Below are 19,637 nucleotides of genomic sequence, written 5' to 3'. Positions count from 1 at the left end.
CGACAAACTATTCAGAATGATAATGATTGTCAAATACGAAAGTTAATGAGTTTCCATTAGTTTCAGTTCTAAGGCGGTGCACGTGATGCAGTTCACCTTTCGCCCCCGCTCACGCCCCTTCGCGCCGCTAATTTCCTGCCACGCCCATCCGTTCCCCTGTGTACATCCGGCCGCTGCCCGCTGAACGTACGCCAGGCAGCCAGCCCGACTTAACCAGACACTGGCAGGAACCCCCCATGACGGACGCCTTCGAACTCCCGCTCTCGCTGGTCCAGGCCCTGGCGCAACGCGCCGCCCAGACACCGGACCGCATCGCCCTGCGCTTTCTGGCCGATGCCCCTGGCGAGCAGGCCGTGCTCAGCTATCGCGACCTGGATGCGCGTGCGCGCACCATCGCTGCAGCGGTGCAGGCCCGCGCCGGGTTTGCCGAGCGGGCCGTGCTGCTGTTTCCCAGCGGCCCGGATTACGTGGCAGCGTTCTTCGGTTGCCTGTACGCCGGCGTCATTGCCGTGCCGGCCTACCCACCGGAGTCGTCACGTCGCCACCACCAGGAGCGCTTGCTGTCGATCATCGACGACGCCGAACCGCGCCTGCTGCTGACGGTCGCGGCGTTGCACGACAGCCTGCAGGGGCTGGAAGCCCTCAACGGTGACAACGCCCCCGAGCTGCTGGCGGTGGATGCGCTCGATACGGCATTGGCCGACCGCTGGCAAGCACCGCAGCTGCAAGCGCACGACATCGCCTTCCTGCAATACACCTCCGGCTCCACCGCGCTACCCAAGGGCGTGCAGGTCAGCCACGGCAACCTGGTGGCCAACGAGCAGCTGATCCGCTCGGGCTTCGGCATCGATCTCAACCCCGATGACGTGATCGTCAGCTGGCTGCCGCTGTACCACGACATGGGCCTGATTGGCGGGCTGCTGCAACCGATCTTCAGTGGCGTCCCGTGCGTGTTGATGTCGCCGGGTTACTTCCTCGCCCGGCCGCAGCGCTGGTTGCAGGCGATCAGCGAGTACGGCGGCACCATCAGTGGCGGGCCGGACTTCGCCTACCGGCTGTGCAGCGAACGGGTCAGCGAGGCGGCCCTGGCCGGCCTCGACCTGAGCCGCTGGCGCGTGGCCTATTCCGGTTCCGAGCCGATCCGCCAGGACAGCCTCGCCACCTTCGCCGACAAGTTCGCGGCTTGCGGCTTCCAGCCGGGCAGCTTCTTTGCCAGCTATGGCCTGGCCGAAGCTACCCTGTTCGTCAGCGGCAGCCGCCGTGGCCAAGGCATTGGTGCGCTCGAGCTGGACGCCGAGGCGTTCGCCGCCAACCGTGCCGAAGCCGGCAAGGGCAGTGTGCTGATGAGCTGCGGCTACCCTCAGCCTGGCCATGCCGTGCGCATCGTCGAGCCACAGCAACTCGAGGTGCTGGGCGATAACCTGGTCGGCGAGATCTGGGCCGGCGGCCCGAGCATCGCCCTGGGTTACTGGCGCAACCCTGAAGCCACGGCGCGCACCTTCGTCGAAATGGACGGCCAGACCTGGCTGCGCACCGGCGACCTCGGCTTCATGCGTGACGGCGAAGTCTTCGTCACTGGGCGCCTGAAGGACATGCTGATCGTCCGCGGCCAGAACCTGTACCCACAGGACCTGGAAAAGACCCTGGAACGTGAAGTCGATGTGCTGCGCAAGGGCCGCGTGGCGGTGTTCGCCGTCGACGACCAGGGCGAGGAGGGCATCGGCGTAGCGGTGGAAATCAGCCGCAACGTGCAGAAGACGGTCAAACCCGAGGACCTGATCAAGACCCTGCGCCAGGTGATCGCCGATGCCTGTCGCCAGGCGCCGGCTGCAGTCCTGCTGCTGAACCCGGGCGCATTGCCGAAGACCTCCAGCGGCAAGCTGCAGCGTTCGGCCTGCCGCCTGCGCATGAACGATGGCAGCCTGGATTGCTACGCGCGCTTTCCCACAGCCTCCGGGCAGGCTGCGGATGCTGCAACGGGCGATGACCTGCAGGCGCGCATCGCCGGTATCTGGCGCGAGACCCTCAAGGTCGAGGCGGTTGCTGCTGACGATCACTTCCTGCTGCTGGGCGGCAACTCCATCGCGGCCACCCAGGTCACTGCACGTCTGGCGGACGAGCTGGGCATCCAGCTGAGCCTGCGTACCCTGTTCGAGGCGCCAACCCTGGCCGAGTACAGCGCTGGCGTGGCCACCTTGCTCGCTCAAGGCGCAGGTGCCGCTAGCGCTATCACTGCCCTGAGCCGTGGGCAGGCCTTGCCGCAGTCATTGGCCCAGAATCGCCTGTGGCTGACCTGGCAGTTGCAGCCACAGTCTGCGGCGTACAACATTCCTGCGGGGCTGCACCTGCGTGGCGAGCTGGACGAGGCGGCCCTGCAAGGCGCATTCCAGTCGCTGGTCGCGCGCCACGAATCGTTGCGTACGGTATTCAGCGAAGTGGACGGGCAAGGGCTGCAGCGCGTCCTGCCTGATCAGCCGATCAATCTTCAGCGCCTGGACCTCGAAGGGCTTGCGCCCGAGGAAGTGGTGTCGCGCCGCGAGCACGAGGCCCAGCAACCCTTCGACCTGATCCAGGGCCCGCTGCTGCGAGTGACCCTGGTGCGCCTGGATGACGAAGACCACCAGCTGTGGGTGACCTTGCATCACATCGTCGCCGATGGCTGGTCGCTGAACATCCTGCTCGACGAGTTCGCCAAGCTGTATGCCGCCCGTTGCCAGGGCCTGGATGCCAAGCTGGCGCCGCTGACACTGGGGTATGCCGACTACGGTACCTGGCAGCGCCAATGGCTGGCCGAGGGCGAAAGCACGCGCCAGCTGGCGTACTGGAAAAACGCATTGGGCGATGACTCGCCCGTGCTCGACCTGTTCCCTGACCAGCCGCGCTCCAGCCAGCAAGCAAACCGTGCCGCCCGCCTGAGCGTCAAAGTACCCGCCAGGCTGGGTGATGCCCTCAAGGGCCTGGCCCGCGAGCAGCAGGCCAGCCTGTTCATGGTTTTGCTGGCCGCCTGGCAAGGCTTGTTGCACCGCTACACAGGCCAGGACGACATCCGCGTAGGCGTGCCCAATGCCAACCGCCCGCGCCAGGAAACCCAAGGCATGGTCGGCTTCTTCATCAACACCCAGGTGCTGCGTGCGCAGCTGGATGGGCGCCTGCCGTTCAGCCAACTGCTAGCCCAGGTTCGCAAAGCCACCCTCGACGCCCAAGCCCACCAGGATTTGCCGTTCGAGCAACTGCTCGAAGCGCTGCCCGTCGCGCGCGAGCAAGGCCTGTTCCAGGTCATGTTCAACCACCAGCAGCGTGACCTGTCAGCGCTGCGCCGCCTGCCAGGCCTGCTCGCCGAAGAGTTGCCGTGGCATAGCCGCGAAGCCAAGTTCGACCTGCAGCTGCACAGCGAGGAAGATCACCAGGGCCGCCTGAGCCTGGCCTTCGACTACGCCGCCGAGCTGTTCGAAGCCAGCACCGTCAAACGCCTGGCCCAGCACCTGATGGCGCTGCTCGAGCAAGTCTGCGCCCAGCCGCAACTGCCGTTGGGCGACGTGCAGCTGCTGGATGATCAGGGTCGCCAGCAACTGCTGGCCTGGGGGGAGGCGCCTGCGCCCGCGCCGCAGCGGTTGCTGGTCGAGCAGCTCAACGAACAGGCCCGCCTGACCCCGGCGCGTACCGCCTTGGTCTGGGAGGGCGGCAGCCTCGACTACGCCGAGCTGCATCAGCAGGCCAACCGTCTGGCGCACTACCTGCGCGACAAAGGCGTCGGCCCCGACACCTGCGTGGCCATCGCCGTCGAGCGTTCACCGCAACTGCTGGTCGGCCTGCTGGCCATCCTCAAGGCGGGCGGTGCCTACGTGCCGCTGGATGTCGACTACCCGGCCGAGCGCCTGGCCTACATGCTCGGTGACTGCCAGGCCAGCCTGCTGCTCAGCCACAGCAGCCTGCTCGGCACGCTGCCGCAGGTCGACGGTGTCAGCGCCATCGCCCTCGACCAGCTGCACCTGGACAGCTGGCCAAGCCATGCGCCCGGGCTGCACCTGCAGGGCGACAACCTCGCCTACGTGATCTACACCTCCGGCTCCACGGGCCGGCCGAAGGGCGTGGGCAACACCCATGCGGCCCTGGCCGAGCGCCTGCAGTGGATGCAGGCCAGTTATGCGCTGGATGAAAGCGACGTGCTAATGCAGAAAGCGCCGATCAGCTTCGACGTGTCGGTGTGGGAGTGTTTCTGGCCTTTGGTCACCGGCTGCAAGCTGGTGCTGGCAGGCCCCGGCGAGCACCGCGACCCGCAGCGCATCGCGGCATTGGTGCAGGCGCATGGCGTGACCACGCTGCACTTCGTGCCGCCACTGCTGCAGGTGTTCGTGCAGGAACCGCTGGCTGCTGGCTGCAGCAGCCTGCGCCGGCTGTTCTCGGGTGGCGAGGCGCTGCCGGCGAGCCTGCGTGACCGTGTGCTGCAGCTGCTGCCGCAGGTGCAGTTGCACAACCGCTACGGGCCGACCGAAACCGCCATCAACGTTACCCACTGGCATTGCCAGGCGCAGGACGGCGAGCGCTCGCCGATTGGTCGCCCGTTGGCCAACGTACTGTGCCGGGTAATGGACGACGAGCTTGAGCTGAGCGCGCCTGGTGTGCCGGGTGAACTGTATCTGGGCGGTGCCGGCCTGGCCCGCGGTTACCTGGGTCGCCCGGGTCTGACTGCCGAACGTTTCGTGCCCCAGGCCGATGGCAATGGCGCACGCCTGTACCGCAGTGGCGACCGCGCCCGCTGGCAGGTGCAGGACAATGCCCTGGAATACCTCGGGCGCCTCGACCAGCAGGTCAAGGTGCGCGGCTTCCGTGTCGAGCCGGAAGAAGTGCAGGCCTGCCTGCTAGGCCAGCCGGGTGTCGAACAGGCACTGGTGCTGATCCACCAGGACGCCGTCGGTGCGCAGCTGGTCGGTTACTACAGCGGCACCGCCAAAGCCGAGGCATTGCTGGCCGCCTTGGCCGAGCAGTTACCGGCGTACATGGTGCCGTCCCAGCTGATAGCCCTGGCGCAGATGCCGCTGGGCCCGAGTGGCAAGGTCGACCGCAAGGCGCTGCCGGCACCGGTCTGGCAGCAACGCCAGCATGTCGAGCCGCAGACCGCGCTGCAGCAGCAGGTTGCGGCCATCTGGCGCGAGGTGCTTAACCTGCCGCAGGTCGGCCTGCACGACGAATTTTTCGCCCTCGGCGGCCACTCGCTGCTGGCCACTCAGATTGTCTCGCGCACTCGCCAGGCGTGCGATGTTGAGCTGCCGCTCAAGGCGCTGTTCGAAGCCAGCGAACTGGCTGCGTTCTGCGAGGAGATCGCGCGTATCCGCGCTGCCGGCCAGTGCAACCAGCAAGGCGAAATCGCCCTGGTCGACCGCCGCCAGGCCGTGCCGCTGTCGTACTCGCAGCAGCGCATGTGGTTCCTCTGGCAGATGGAGCCGGACAGCCCCGCCTACAACGTGGGCGGCATGGCACGCATGAAAGGTGCCCTGCATGTAGACGCCTTCGAACGCGCCCTGCAGGCGCTGATCGTGCGCCACGAAACCCTGCGTACCACCTTCCCGAGCATCGATGGCGTGCCCTACCAGTGCGTGGCCGGGCACAGCGGGCTGCAGCTGGACTGGCAGGACTTCACGGCGCTGCCGGCCGATGCCCGTCAGCAGCGCCTGCAACAACTGGCAGATGACCAGGCCCACCAGCCATTCGACCTAGAGCGCGGCCCGTTATTGCGCGCCTGTCTGGCCAAGACCGAGGACCGTGAACACTACTTCGTGCTGACCCTGCACCACATCGTCACCGAAGGCTGGGCCATGGACATCTTCGCCCGCGAGCTGGGCGAGCTCTACGAAGCCTTCGTCGATGACCGCGAGTCGCCACTGGCGCCGCTGCCGGTGCAGTACCTCGACTACAGTGTGTGGCAACGGCAATGGCTGGAAAGCGGCGAGGGCGCCCGCCAGCTGGCCTACTGGAAAGCCCGCCTCGGCGATGAGCACCCGGTGCTGGCGCTGCCCGCCGACCGCCCGCGCCCGGCCGTGCAGAGCCACCGCGGCGAGCTGTACCGCTTCGACCTCGACCCGGCACTGGTGGCCCGCGTACACGCCTTCAACAACCAGCGCGGCCTGACCCTGTTCATGACCATGACCGCCACCCTGGCCGCCTTGCTGCACCGCTACAGCGGCCAGCGAGACCTGCGCATCGGCGCGCCGGTGGCCAACCGTATCCGCCCGGAAAGCGAAGGCCTGATCGGTGCCTTCCTCAACACCCAGGTGCTGCGCTGCGAACTGGACGGGCAGATGACGGCTGCCGCCCTGCTCGACCAGGTACGCCAGGCCGCCATCGAAGGCCAGTCGCACCAGGACCTGCCGTTCGACCAGCTGGTCGAGGCCTTGCAGCCGCCGCGCAGCAGCGCCTACAACCCGTTGTTCCAGGTAATGTGCAACGTGCAGCGCTGGGCCTTCCAGCAGAGCCGCACACTGGCCGGCATGCAGGTGGACTACCTGGTCAACGACGCCAGTGCCACCAAGTTCGACCTGTACCTGGAGGTCACCGACCTCGACGGCCGACTGGGTTGCTGCCTGACCTACAGCCGCGACCTGTTCGACGAGCCGCGCATCGCCCGCATGGCCGAGCACTGGCAACAGCTGCTGGTCGGCCTGCTCGACAACCCGCAACAACGCCTGTGCGAGCTGCCGATGCTGGCCGATGCCGAACAGCAGGTGCTGATCGGCCAATTGCAGGGGGAACAGGATTTTGCCCTCGACCAGACCCTTCACGGTCTGTTCGCCGCCCAGGCTGCGCGTACGCCAAACGCCGGTGCGCTGACCTTCGCCGGCCAGCACATGACCTACGCCGAACTCGACCAGCAGGCCAACCGCCTGGCCCGTGCCCTGCGTGAGCGCGGGGTCGGCCCGCAGGTGCGCGTGGGCCTGGCGCTGGAGCGTTCGCTGGAGATGGTGGTCGGCCTGCTGGCCATTCTCAAGGCCGGTGGCGCCTATGTGCCGCTCGACCCGGAATACCCGCTCGACCGCCTGCGCTACATGATCGAAGACAGCCGCATCGGCCTGCTGCTGAGCCAGCGCGCGCTGCTCGAAACCCTCGGTGAACTACCTGACGGCGTGGCACGCTGGAGCCTGGAAGACGATGCCGCGAGCCTGTCGGCCTTCAGCGACGCGCCACTGGACAACCTCAACCTGCCACAGCACCAGGCCTACCTGATCTACACCTCCGGTTCCACCGGCAAGCCCAAGGGCGTGGTGGTCAGCCACGGTGAAATCGCCATGCACTGCCAGGCGGTGATCGACGCCTTCGGTATGCGCAGCGATGACTGTGAGCTGCACTTCTATTCGATCAACTTCGATGCCGCCAGCGAACGCCTGCTGGTGCCGTTGCTGTGTGGTGCCCGCGTGGTGCTGCGGGCCCAGGGCCAATGGGGCGCCGAAGATATCTGCCAGCTGGTGCGCGAGCAGCAGGTGAGCGTGCTTGGCTTCACCCCGAGCTACGGCAGCCAATTGGCCCAGTACCTGGCCGGGCAGGGCGAGCAGTTGCCGGTGCGGCTGGTGATTACCGGCGGTGAAGCGCTGACCGGCGAGCATCTGCAGCGTATCCGCCAGGCCTTTGTCCCACAGCAGTTCTTCAATGCCTATGGCCCGACCGAAACCGTGGTCATGCCGCTGGCCTGCCTGGCGCCGCAGGTCATGCCTGCCGACGCAGGCAGCGTGCCGATCGGCCGGGTAATCGGTGCCCGCACGGCGTACATCCTCGACGAGGACCTGGCCTTGCTGCCGCAAGGGGGGATCGGCGAGCTGTACGTCGGCGGTGCCGGCCTTGCCCAGGGTTACCACGACCGCCCGGGCCTCAGCGCCGAGCGCTTTGTCGCCGACCCGTTCAGCCATGACGGCGGGCGCCTGTACCGCACCGGCGACCTGGTGCGCCTGCGTGCTGACGGCCTGGTGGAATACGTCGGGCGTGCCGACCAGCAGGTGAAGATCCGTGGCTTCCGCATCGAACTGGGCGAAATCGAAAGCCGTCTGCAGGAGCATGCCGATGTCGATGAGGCCGTGGTCCTGGCCCTCGACCTGCCCGGTGGCAAGCAGCTGGTGGGATATCTGGTATGCAGGCAGGCCGTTGCCGACAGCGAGGCGCAGGTCAGACTGCGTGAAGCGGTCAAGGCCGATGCGCGCCAACACCTGCCGGACTACATGGTGCCCGCGCACCTGGTGCTGCTCGAACGCCTGCCGCTGATGGGCAACGGCAAGCTCGACCGCCGCGCACTGCCGGCACCGGACCTGGCGCAGGCCCATCAGCATTACCAGGCCCCGGCCAATGAGCTGGAAGAGCAGTTGGCGCACGTCTGGCGCGAAGTGCTCAACGCGCCTCGCGTGGGGGTGCAGGACAACTTCTTCGAGCTGGGCGGCGACTCGATCCTGTCGATCCAGGTGGTCAGCCGCGCGCGTCAGCTGGGCCTGCAGTTCACCCCGCGTGACCTGTTCCAACACCAGACCATCCAGACCCTGGCCGCAGTGGTCAGCCGCAGCGCGGCGCCAAGCAGCATCGACCAAGGCCCGCGCGAGGGGCACAGCGGGCTCACACCGATTCAACACTGGTTCTTCGACAGTGATGTGGCCCAGCCGCAACACTGGAACCAGGCGGTATTGCTGGAGGCGTGCCAGCCACTGGACCGGGCCACCCTCGAGCAGGCCCTGGCCGGGCTGCTGGCGCACCACGACAGCCTGCGCCTGCGCTTCACGCAGGGCCAGGCCACCTTCGCTGCGCCGTCCGCCGAGCAATTGCTGTGGACCGCCACCGTCGCCGACTTCGCCGACTGCCAGGCGCTGTACACCGACGTGCAACGCAGCCTCGATCTGGAGCGCGGCCCGCTGCTGCGCGCACTGCTGGTCAGTGACGGGCAGGGCGCCCAGCGCCTGCTGCTGGCGATCCATCACCTGGTGGTCGATGGCGTGTCCTGGCGCGTGCTGCTCGAAGACCTGCAGGCGCTGTATCGCGGCCAGCCACTGGCGGCCAAGACCCACGCCATGGCCGACTGGGCCGCACGCCTGGCCAGCTATGCCGGCAGCGATTCGTTGCGCGACGAACTGGGCTGGTGGCAAGGCCAGCTCGGTGGCGTGCGCCACGAGCTGCCGTGCGATCACCCACAGGGTGGCAACCTGCATCGGCATGCCGACACCTTGGCCATCGGCCTGGACGTGGAGCAGACCCGGCAGTTGCTGCAGCAGGTACCGGCGGCCTACCACACCCAGGTCAACGACCTGCTGCTGACTGCGCTGGCCCGTACCCTGTGCCGCTGGAGCGGTGACCAGGAGGTGCTGGTACAGCTCGAAGGCCACGGCCGCGATGGCCTCTTCGAAGACATGGACCTGACCCGCAGCGTCGGCTGGTTCACCAACGCCTACCCGCTGCGCCTGAACCCGCAGGGCGGCGACGACGATGCTGCACGCGCCACATCGATCAAATGCATCAAGGAGCAGCTCCGCCAGGTGCCGCACAAGGGGTTGGGCTACGGGGTGCTGCGCTACCTGGGCGATGCTGCCAGCCGCGAAAGCATGGCCTCGCTGCCGCAGGCGCGTATCACCTTCAACTATCTGGGGCAGTTCGACCAGCAATTCGACGAAGCCGCCTTGTTCCTGCCGCTGGATGCGCCGGCTGGCCTGGCTCACGACCTGGACGCGCCGCTGCCGAACTGGCTCAGCGTCGACGGCCAGGTCTACGGCGGTGCGCTGCAGCTGCGTTGGACCTACAGCCGTGAACGTTATGACGAGCGGACCATCGCGCAACTGGCAGAAGCCTACCGTCAGGAACTGCTGGCCCTGGTCAGCCACTGCCTGGCCGACGGCAACGGCAGCTTCACGCCCTCGGACTTCCCGCTGGCGCACCTGAGCCAGCAGCAGATCGACGCGCTTCCGGTGCCCGCAGCCAAGATCGAAGATGTCTACCCGCTGACGCCGATGCAGGAGGGCATGCTGTTGCACACCCTGCTGGAGCCTGGCACCGGCTTGTACTTCATGCAGGACCGCTACCGCATCAACAGCGCGCTCGACCCCGAGCGCTTCGCCCAGGCCTGGCAGGCCGTGGTGGCGCGTCATGAGGCACTGCGCGCCTCGTTCAGCTGGAATGCCGGCGAGACCATGCTGCAGATCATCCACAAGCCGGGCAGCACGCCGGTGGACTATCAGGACTGGCGCGGCCTCGATCCAGAGGCTCAGGAAGCGCGCCTGCAAACCCTGCACAAGCAGGAGCGCGAAGCAGGCTTTGCGCTGCTGCAGGAGGCGCCGTTCCACCTGCGCCTGGTGCGGGTCGATGAGCAGCGCTACTGGTTCATGATGAGCAACCACCACATCCTCATCGATGCCTGGTGCCGTTCGTTGCTGATGAACGACTTCTTCGAGCTCTACCAGGCCCTCGGCGAGGGTCGCCAGGCCCAGTTGCCGGTGCCACCGCGCTACCGCGATTACATCGGCTGGCTGCAACGCCAGGACATGGACGAAGCGCGCCGCTGGTGGCAGGCCAACCTGGCCGGCTTCGAGCGCGCCACGGCACTCCCCAGCGATCGCCCGCTGCGCAACGATCACGCCGGTGACGGCATGGTGGTGGGCGACTGCTACACCCGCCTTGACGTGAGCGATGGCGTGCGCCTGCGTGAATTGGCCCAGGCCCATCAGCTGACCATCAACACCTTTGCCCAGGCGGCGTGGGCGCTGGTGCTGGCGCGCTACAGTGGTGATCGCGACGTGGCCTTCGGCGTGACCGTGGCCGGGCGCCCGGTGAGCCTGCCGCAGATGCAGCGCACGGTCGGCCTGTTCATCAACAGTATCGCTCTGCGCGTGCAACTGCCTGAGCCGGGCCAGCGCCGCAGCGTGCGCCAGTGGTTGCAGGGCGTGCTGGAACGCAACATGGAGCTGCGCGAGTACGAGTACCTGCCACTGGTAGCGATCCAGGACTGCAGCGAGCTGCCCAAGGGCCAGCCGCTGTTCAATAGCCTGTTCGTGTTCGAGAACGCCCCGGTGGAAACGGCGGTGCTCGACCACGCCCAGCACCTCAATGCCACTTCCGACTCGGGCCGCACCCACACCAACTTCCCGCTGACGGCGGTGTGCTACCCGGGCGATGACCTGGGCCTGCATCTGTCATTCGACCAACGCTACTTCGACTACCCGACGGTCGAGCGCCTGCTGGCCGAGTTCAAGCGCCTGTTGCTGGCGCTGGTGCAAGGTTTTGAAGGGGAGGTGAGCGAGTTGCCGTTGCTGGGCGAGGACGAACGGCGCTTCCTGCTCGACGACTGCAACCGCACCGGGCGCGACTACCCGCTGACGCAGAGCTATGTGGAACTGTTCGAAGCGCAGGTTGCCGCCCATCCTGAGCGCACCGTCGCTCGCTGCCTGGATGCAGCGTATGACTATGCCGGGCTGAACCTGGCGGCCAACCGCCTGGGCCATGCCCTGGTCGCAGCGGGGGTGGCCATCGACCAGCCGGTGGCCTTGCTGGCCGAGCGGGGCTTGCCGTTGCTGGGCATGATCGTCGGCAGCTTCAAGGCGGGCGCCGGCTACCTGCCGCTGGACCCGGGCCTGCCGTCGGCGCGCCTTCAGCGCATCGTCGAACTGAGCCGCACGCCGGTGCTGGTGTGCAGTGCGGCCTGCGCCGAGCAGGCACGTGTGCTGCTGGACCAACTGACGGGTGTGGCGCGGCCGCAGTTGCTGGTGTGGGAAGAGGTGCAGGGCAGCAGCATTGCCAGCCACAACCCAGGCATCCACAGCGGGCCGGACAACCTGGCCTACGTGATCTACACCTCTGGCTCCACCGGGCTGCCCAAGGGCGTGATGGTCGAGCAGCGCGGGATGCTCAACAACCAGCTGAGCAAGGTGCCGTACCTGGCCTTGAGCGAGCGCGACGTGATTGCCCAGACCGCCTCGCAGAGCTTCGACATTTCGGTCTGGCAGTTCCTGGCTGCACCGTTGTTCGGGGCCAGGGTGGACATCGTGCCGAACGCCATCGCCCATGACCCGCAAGGCTTGCTGGCGCATGTGCAGGCAACCGGTATCACCGTGCTGGAAAGCGTGCCATCGCTGATCCAGGGCATGCTGGCCAACGACCACCAGGCGCTGGACGGCCTGCGCTGGATGCTGCCGACCGGCGAAGCGATGCCGCCGGAACTGGCTGCGCAATGGCTGCAACGCTATCCGCAGATCGGCCTGGTCAATGCCTACGGGCCGGCGGAGTGCTCGGATGACGTGGCCTTCTTCCGCGTCGACATGGCCTCGACCCGTGGCAGTTACCTGCCGATCGGTACGCCGACCGACAACAACCGCCTGTATCTGTATGGCGAAGACCAGGCCCTGGTGCCGCTGGGTGCGGTGGGCGAGGTGTGTGTGGCCGGCACTGGCGTAGGGCGTGGTTATGTCGGTGACCCGGTGCGCACGGCACTGGCCTTCATCCCGCACCCGCATGGGGCGCCGGGCGAGCGCCTGTACCGCACGGGTGACCTGGCGCGGCAGCGTCCGGACGGGGTGCTCGAGTATGTCGGGCGCATCGATCATCAGGTGAAGATCCGCGGCTACCGCATCGAGCTGGGCGAGATCGAGGCGCGTCTGCACGAGCAGGCCGAGATTCGCGACGCGGCGGTGGGTGTACAGGAAGGGGCCAATGGTAAGCATCTGGTGGGCTACCTGGTGGCGCACCAGGGGGTGATCGCCGATACGGCGTTGCTGGAGCAGGTCAAGCAGCGCCTGCGTGCCGAGCTTCCGGAGTACATGGTGCCGCTGCACTGGGGCTGGTTCGCCAGCCTGCCGCACAACGCCAACGGCAAGCTCGACCGCAAGGCATTGCCGGTGATCGAGATCGGCGGGCAGCACAGCCAGGTCTACCTGGCGCCGCGAGATGAACTGGAAGAAGCGCTGGCCGGTATCTGGGCCGATGTGCTCAAGGCCGAGCGGGTCGGGGTGCATGACAACTTCTTCGAGCTGGGCGGGCATTCTTTGCTGGCCACGCAGATCGCTTCGCAGGTGCAGAAGCAGTTGCAGTTGAACGTGCCGCTGCGGGCGATGTTCGAGTGCAGCACGGTGGAGGAGTTGGCCGAGTATGTGCGCGGGTTGCAGGGCAGTGAGGTGGATGAGGCCAAGGCTGACCGGCTCAGTGACCTGATGGCCGAGCTCGAAGGGCTCTAGATAGCTGGGGGCGCTTTGCGCCCCATTCGCGGGCTTGTCCCGCGAATGGGCCGGAGCAGGCGATCGAGTTTTCAGCGCTTGCCGAGAATTTTCCCGAGCAACTCCGGCCGTGTCGCCCCTTGCTGGCTTTGCAGTTTTCCCTGTCAATCCTCATGAGAGGACGCTTTGATGAATGCCTCATCGAGGGATGAAGCGTTGTAACGCGACATAAATTCCTCGCCGCTATCAAACGCCTCAAGCCGCTGGTTGGCGAGCATGTAGAAGCGGTCACAATTTGCCGCGATCTCTTCGGTGTAATGGGATGACACCAGCACGCTTGCACCTTCTTGGCGCGCACTGTTGATGGCTAGCCAGATGTAATACCTGAACTCCGCGTCTACACCTGCAGTCGGTTCGTCGAGGATGATCAAATCGCTCTCCAGCAGTAATAGCGTAAGCGCGAAGTAGCTGCGGATCTCACCGTAGCTGCAACGGGCGACTTTTTTCTGGGAGATTAAGCTGTACCGTTTGTAAAGTGACGGTGACCATCTTGCTAAGCGGGCCAGCATTTCGCTTTGGGTGGGGGCATTGGATGAGTTCAGGTGCCTGATGAGATCACCTGTTTCGCTCATGCGCAGCAACGGCGGCGGTGTAAGGATTTGGGTAAGATAAATTTGTCTCTGTGCTGAGTTGAATATGTGCCCGGTTGAAGGCTTTTTTACATTGCAGATGAGATCAAATAATGTTGTTTTACCGGCGCCGTTGCTGCCTAGAATACCTATCAATTCCCCTGGCTTTAGGTTGAGTGTAACTTTTTTCATTAGCAACATGTCTTCATAGCTGAAGCACAGGTCTATTAAGCTGAGTAGATTCATTTAGTATCTGCTCCAGACAGGTTGGGTCCTGAAGTATCGCCCAGTGAGGTAAAGCCCGGTGAGCAGCGCCGCGAGCGCGATGCAGAAGGAGGTCAACAGGGGGATTTCATGGTTGAATATTTTGCTGCTCAATTGGAGTGGGTTTAAAGAGAGTACGCCCTGAGGCGCGGAGCGAGACTGAGCGGATCCTAAGAACCCAGAGAGCAACATGAGAAATGATAACAGTGAAAATAAGGTGCTGGCTGTATTGAATTTAATGGGTAGCGCGGCTACGACGAGTCCGATGCAACTGAATATCAAGAAGCTGGTGTAAAAACATGCGGTCACGTATAGCAGTTCCGTAATTCTGTAATCACCATGCAGCGGTTTGGTGAGAAGGTAAAAGAGTGCCGCATAGAGCACGCTTACCGTGGAATAACTGAGGAAGTGCGCTGTCAGAAAACGCCTAATAGCGTCGGGCTGGTAGATGAAGGATCTGGTGAAACCGCTCTCACGTCTTCCGATCAGGTAAAAACTGAAACCAAAAAAAGCAACGCTTGCAGAGATATACGAGAAAAACCACGATGCGGAGAGAGTGTAAGTCTCATTACGGGCGGACTCTGCTTCTGCATGACCTTGTGTCAACAAGAATAATAAGCAGGGCGCGATGGCTGACCATATAAGGGCTGTGGGTTCTCTCAGGTGCTCTAGGGTTAAGATTCGCGTGATGCAGAATACTTTTTTTGTATTGATGATGATGGGTGTTAAGTGGCTGGTCATGGAAAGGGTACCATTCGAGATGATTGATGTGCGATAACCTGGTTGAGGAAGTTAGCAGAGTACCTGTTCTTCAGGTTGAAATGATTCGCATTGTTCATGTGGAGGAACAGGTTTGGTGAGAGATATTTGCAAAAGTATAATGTTGGATGACTGGATGTCAGTCTGGATAGGTAGATGTAACCGTTTAGCTCTAGGCATCTGAGTGTGCTCAGAAGTGTTTGGCAGTCTAATGGTGGGTGCTGAGTTGTAAGCGATTCACAATCACCGTAAGGGGTGGCTGTAGACAGTTCTATATAAGTTTTGTAGTTGTTGCAAGCAAGGAAATGTCTAAGGTATGGGTCTTGAGGCTCACTGGCTAAGCTGTCAATGGACTGCATGTAACGGAACGTTTGCCAGAGTTCCAGGACAGCTTTTTCAAGCGCGTTGCTTGCAGTGTCTGAATATGACATGCCTGCGCAATATTGGACCTTGGCTTCGGCACGCAGGTTGCCATAGCAGAGAAAAATGCAGGTGCCTGGAAAACGCCCGTCAGTGAGGTCTAGAACGAGAATATCCCCTGACTTTGATAGCTCATGAAAGAGAGTTGAGCTGGGTCGCAACTCTAGGAGCGCACAGGCTTCGTGATGGTCAAGACGTCTTTTGAATTTAAGGGTGAGCCAGAATCGCAGTAAGAATTGCCGTTCGAGACTTTCTTTTGCAGCGCCAAATATGGCACTTTCAATGTTGTTATGCGCGCTGCATCCGCAGGTGTCCCGCATTGGGTAGTACTTGTTGTCAATGTTGTTTCTACATTCTGTTATCGAAAGACATACCGTGGGGACTTTGCAGGGGGTGAAATCGATTACTCTGTACACGGTGGTGCGATCGAAGACGTGTGATTGAAGTTCTGTATGTGAGTCGCAGGTGGATGTCTGCAGGAATGCCTCCGTGAACTCATTAAGTTCTTGGTTGCTCAGTCCATCGGCGAGCTTCTCGGCGTCGTTGACCGGGATGTCCAAGTAAAAATGCTTCCGCTCGAAATGCTCACCTCTGGCACAGTCCGTGACCTTCGCAGACCAACCGCTACTGGATCCGTAGGTTTGCCAGCGACTGCCGCACTCTACGCTGTGAGGTAGGTGTGTTACCGCGCTGGGGCGAAGGAGTTCGAAATCAGGAGACGACGGATGATGAACCTCATTGAATATATTCATTGACTTAACCTATCAATTGGATGCATGTCGGCAAGAATAGAGTTGGATTTAGATTCAGCAGTTTTGTTATTTGGTGGTCTGTGAAGGCGGACCAAGGTCTGCTATCCAAATTTAATTCTTTGCTGCGTAGGTCTGTGAGCATATACAGCGAGCCCACCTCCATTAGGGCGTGGCGGTAACCTCGATATCGATATTTAAACAATGCCTTCGGCAGATAAATTACATAGACGAGTGCTAGGGCAGGTGAGCCGATATCTGGCTTTTGTGGGGTAATAGCTTGGGTAAGTTGTTGGGTGTTAATGTTTGGGCTGTGTATTTCAAATGTTTGGGATGCTGGGAGCAGATGCAGGGCCATACAGTCAGTTGGCCACTGTTCAATTCTGTTGTTTAGATTGATGCAGAATATTTCAATTGGGAAAATTGCTCCAGCGCTCGGGTAGCCGCGCTTGTGGTTGGATCCGATTTTTTTTAAAAGGGGAGCTATTAGATTGCGAACGGCATCAAAGTGCATGCCGCGCTCACAAAAGTGATCGCACGACTCTTTTCTTACGAGGGGGTGATCCAAAGGGAGCGCTGATAGCTGAAACTCGCAGGCTTCGGCCTCATTTGTGAGGGTATTGAGTTTCAGCTCTTTGCCGGTGAGCTTGCTTAGGTCTTTAGCGGGTATGTGATGGAGAGTGCTTAGATGTCGTGTTGCCTCGTGAAGTGTATAGTTCCCTTTGGCATGAAATGCTAATGTTTCGTCGAGAACTCTGGAGTCGGTGAATCTTGAATACTGATCGTGACTAATACTCATTTTGTTTACCTAAGCATTCGCAGAATGGCCAGTGGACGCTTACTTCTTCGGTGGTAGCACCGGTCTCAAGGTCGATGGTTCTGGATAGAAGTGTCTGGTCTTGCGTGTACTTGGACTTTGGTGCTTGCGTGAGCTTGTTTGTGAAGGAAATGATGGTTCCCAGGATCAGTGACGTCTGGAAGTCGTCAATTGCTGCTTTAGGTAGGTCATAGTTGTTGTTGCAGCAAAAGGCCCATATTTTGCTCCATGGGTGTTGGCTTAGGCGTTTGGATTCGTAATACGTAACTCGATCGAGAGTGCAAAAAGCACACGGGTTTCCTATTGATGGGACATGTACTTCTGTTAGGTGGAAGTAACGATTGCTTATGAATCCGATGCTGATGCCGTGCTCCGGGTTCTCTTTCGTTAGATTTGTGTAGATGCTTCTGATTGAATTAGGGTGAAGTTTAAGGCAGGCGAAAACGAATAGCGTTGGCGTGCAGACGTCAGGTGCTTCAAAGTGCTCAATTTTTTTGATTGTTATTGAGTTGCTGTGTTTTTTCTCGTAAAACTGTATCAGTGGTAGGGGTACATCTAGGTCGTGATATATTGTTACATTGTGAAAGTGTGGCGGATCAGCTTTCTCTCCCAGAATTGATAACGATTTTAGAAAGTTTAAGGTGCTTTTTGGTTCAAGCTTCTCAATTTCAAAAATATCTTCAAGTTCATGGCGTTTAATGTATTTGGATTGTGTGCTCTCAATTTTCTGCAAAACCCTGATTATTTTGGGTTCTGTGATTTTTGTAAATCCTGTGCTCGAAAAGATCATGGGGTCCAGGTCGAAATTTAATATCTCGTAATTGTAGATTCTCAATACGTTCATAGGATTGCCCTTTGCCTGGTGCGGGCGTTCCTAGCGTTATGCTGGGAACGCTCGCTCCTTAGTAAGTTATGGGGTTATCAGTTTCCGTTGCCTTCGATGTCAATAGCGTTTCCCCCGCTACCACCGGAACCGCCACTGCCACCGCTGCACCCGCCTCCACCGCCGCAGCCACCACTACCACCGCAACCACCGGCGCCGCCAGAACCCCCGAAAAATTCGGAGTCCATATCGCAATTGCTGTCGGGGGACAGTTCAAGCATGTTGATGCCGTATTGAGTTTCCATAGTATCTCCTTAACTGTTTTTGTTGTCGCCCGATGTGTGCGGGCATCTACAGGTTTAGAAGTTTGACTTTTCATTGTCAATGCGGCGACGAGGCTTGCGTAGGTGTGCAGGCATAATAATTATGTTTGGTTTGAAGAGGTGAGTGTAGGAACGTTCCTATGGAAAATTCCTACTTAGGGTAGTTGTTTCTGGATACTTATGCGGTGGGCTAAATTTATTGTAGGTTTTATAATCGTCTCGCGTAAGAAAATTTTCTTTGTGATGTCAGATGATTCTTTTTCTTCACGTCTCTCGGTTTTTGGGTGTCAGAGGGGCAGCGCGATGTTTAGCCAATAATCATTGAGGCAGATTGTTTCAAGATATTTCGTCTCGCCCTCATGCACGATTGCATTTTATTGGGGATGGATGGAACGGCTTCTTTTCACGAGATAGCATCGGTCTGATGTCGCACGACACCAACGGCAAGCTCGACCGCAAGGCGCTGCCGGCCATCGAGATCGGCGGGCAGCACAGCCAGGCCTACCTGGCGCCCCGGGACGAACTGGAAGAAGCGCTGGCCGGCATCTGGGCCGATGTGCTCAAGGCCGAGCGGGTCGGGGTGCATGACAACTTCTTCGAGCTGGGCGGGCATTCTTTGCTGGCCACGCAGATCGCTTCGCGGGTGCAGAAGCAGTTGCAGTTGAACGTGCCGCTGCGGGCGATGTTCGAGTGCAGCACGGTGGAGGAGTTGGCCGAGTATGTGCGCGGGTTGCAGGGCAGTGAGGTGGATGAGGCCAAGGCTGACCGGCTCAGTGACCTGATGGCCGAGCTCGAAGGGCTCTAGATAGCTGGGGGCGCTTTGCGCCCCATTCGCGGGGCAAGCCCGCTCCCACAGGTACTGCGCAAGGCTTGAATCTTGTGGGGTCTTTGTGGGCGGGCTTGTCCCGCGAATGGGCCGGAGCAGGCGATCGAGTTTTCAGCGCTTGCCGAGAATTTTCCCGAGCAACTCCGGCCGTGGTGCGCCCTGCTGGCTCTGCAGGTTGCCCTGCTCATCCTGGTAGAAGATCGCCGGGGTTGCCTGCAACCCCATCTCCTCCATCAGCGCCATGTTCGCAGCCAACTTCTGCTGCACGGCATCCGGCACCTTGTCCAGTGCCTTCAAGCTACTCGCCTTACCCGCCTTCTCATGCTCATGCAGCGCCTTGGCCGGGTCCTTGGCGGCCAACAGTGCCGCCGACTTGCCCGGGCTATCCTCGCGGATGATGCCGACCATGATATGGCGCAGCTGCACCTTTCCCGATTCCACCCAGGGCCGTGCCTGCTCCCAGAACATGTTGCAGTACGGGCAGTTGGGGTCGCTGAACAGGTACACCTTGCGCGGCGCGTCGTCCTTGCCGTCGGCGATCCAGGCGGTTTTCTCCATCTTCGCCCAGATGGCCTTGCTCATCGGCGCATACACCAGCTTCTGCAATGGCTCGGCACTGAGGTCCTTGCCCTGTTCGTCGAACAGGCTGCCGACCAGCACGTGCTTGCCGTCAGGGGTCAGGTACAGCGCCAGGGCACTGTTCTGGTACTCGGCGGCATAGCCGCGCAGGCCGTTGGGCGCATCGAAGCTGCCCTTGATCTCGGCGCCCTTGGCTTGCAGTTGCTGGATTGCCTTTGGCAGGTCTTCGGCCTGTACCAGCGGGGCGGCCAGCAGGGCCAGGGACAGGGGCAGCAGGGCAGTCAATCGCAT

Annotated in this window: 7 protein-coding genes and 1 pseudogene; 2 read left to right on the top strand and 6 right to left on the bottom strand. The window is 61.8% G+C overall.

The annotated features are described in order from the left end of the window. Positions 1–236 precede the first annotated feature (236 nt). Positions 237–13,178 (top strand): non-ribosomal peptide synthetase, encoded by a 12,942-nt coding sequence (locus ACIPW4_RS15905; protein WP_400659309.1) that lies wholly within the window; start codon positions 237–239, stop codon positions 13,176–13,178. 143 nt (positions 13,179–13,321) lie between these two features. Here the strand turns inward: ACIPW4_RS15905 and ACIPW4_RS15900 are convergent, their stop codons facing one another. From ACIPW4_RS15900 to ACIPW4_RS15880, 5 genes are all read right to left on the bottom strand, one after another. Then, complete coding sequence (locus ACIPW4_RS15900; protein ID WP_400659673.1) at positions 13,322–13,987, bottom strand: ATP-binding cassette domain-containing protein; 666 nt, start codon at positions 13,985–13,987, stop codon at positions 13,322–13,324. Positions 13,988–14,787: 800 nt separating this feature from the next. After that, a complete protein-coding gene (locus ACIPW4_RS15895) occupies positions 14,788–15,981 on the bottom strand; it encodes a YcaO-like family protein (RefSeq protein ID WP_400659307.1) in 1,194 nt (397 codons plus the stop codon). Positions 15,982–15,985: 4 nt separating this feature from the next. Beyond that, positions 15,986–16,777 (bottom strand): SagB/ThcOx family dehydrogenase, encoded by a 792-nt coding sequence (locus ACIPW4_RS15890; RefSeq protein WP_400659305.1) that lies wholly within the window; start codon positions 16,775–16,777, stop codon positions 15,986–15,988. After that, positions 16,767–17,639, bottom strand: a complete 873-nt coding sequence (locus tag ACIPW4_RS15885; protein ID WP_400659303.1) for an McbB family protein — start codon at positions 17,637–17,639, stop codon at positions 16,767–16,769. Before ACIPW4_RS15885 ends, ACIPW4_RS15890 begins: the two co-directional genes overlap by 11 nt. Before the next feature lie 77 nt (positions 17,640–17,716). Beyond that, positions 17,717–17,923, bottom strand: coding sequence for a hypothetical protein (locus ACIPW4_RS15880; RefSeq protein ID WP_400659301.1), 207 nt, complete (start codon positions 17,921–17,923; stop codon positions 17,717–17,719). Positions 17,924–18,371: 448 nt separating this feature from the next. Between ACIPW4_RS15880 and ACIPW4_RS15875 the strand changes: the two are divergent. Beyond that, positions 18,372–18,746 (top strand): annotated as a pseudogene (locus ACIPW4_RS15875) (phosphopantetheine-binding protein); the annotation flags it as partial. A gap of 132 nt (positions 18,747–18,878) precedes the next feature. Here the strand turns inward: ACIPW4_RS15875 and dsbG are convergent. After that, positions 18,879–19,637, bottom strand: coding sequence for a thiol:disulfide interchange protein DsbG (dsbG, locus tag ACIPW4_RS15870; RefSeq protein WP_400659299.1), 759 nt, complete (start codon positions 19,635–19,637; stop codon positions 18,879–18,881).

Origin of the sequence: Pseudomonas sp. NPDC089996, assembly GCF_044748405.1 — a bacterium.
Classification (GTDB): Bacteria; Pseudomonadota; Gammaproteobacteria; order Pseudomonadales; family Pseudomonadaceae; genus Aquipseudomonas.
This window is presented reverse-complemented; position numbering and strand designations above follow the sequence as displayed.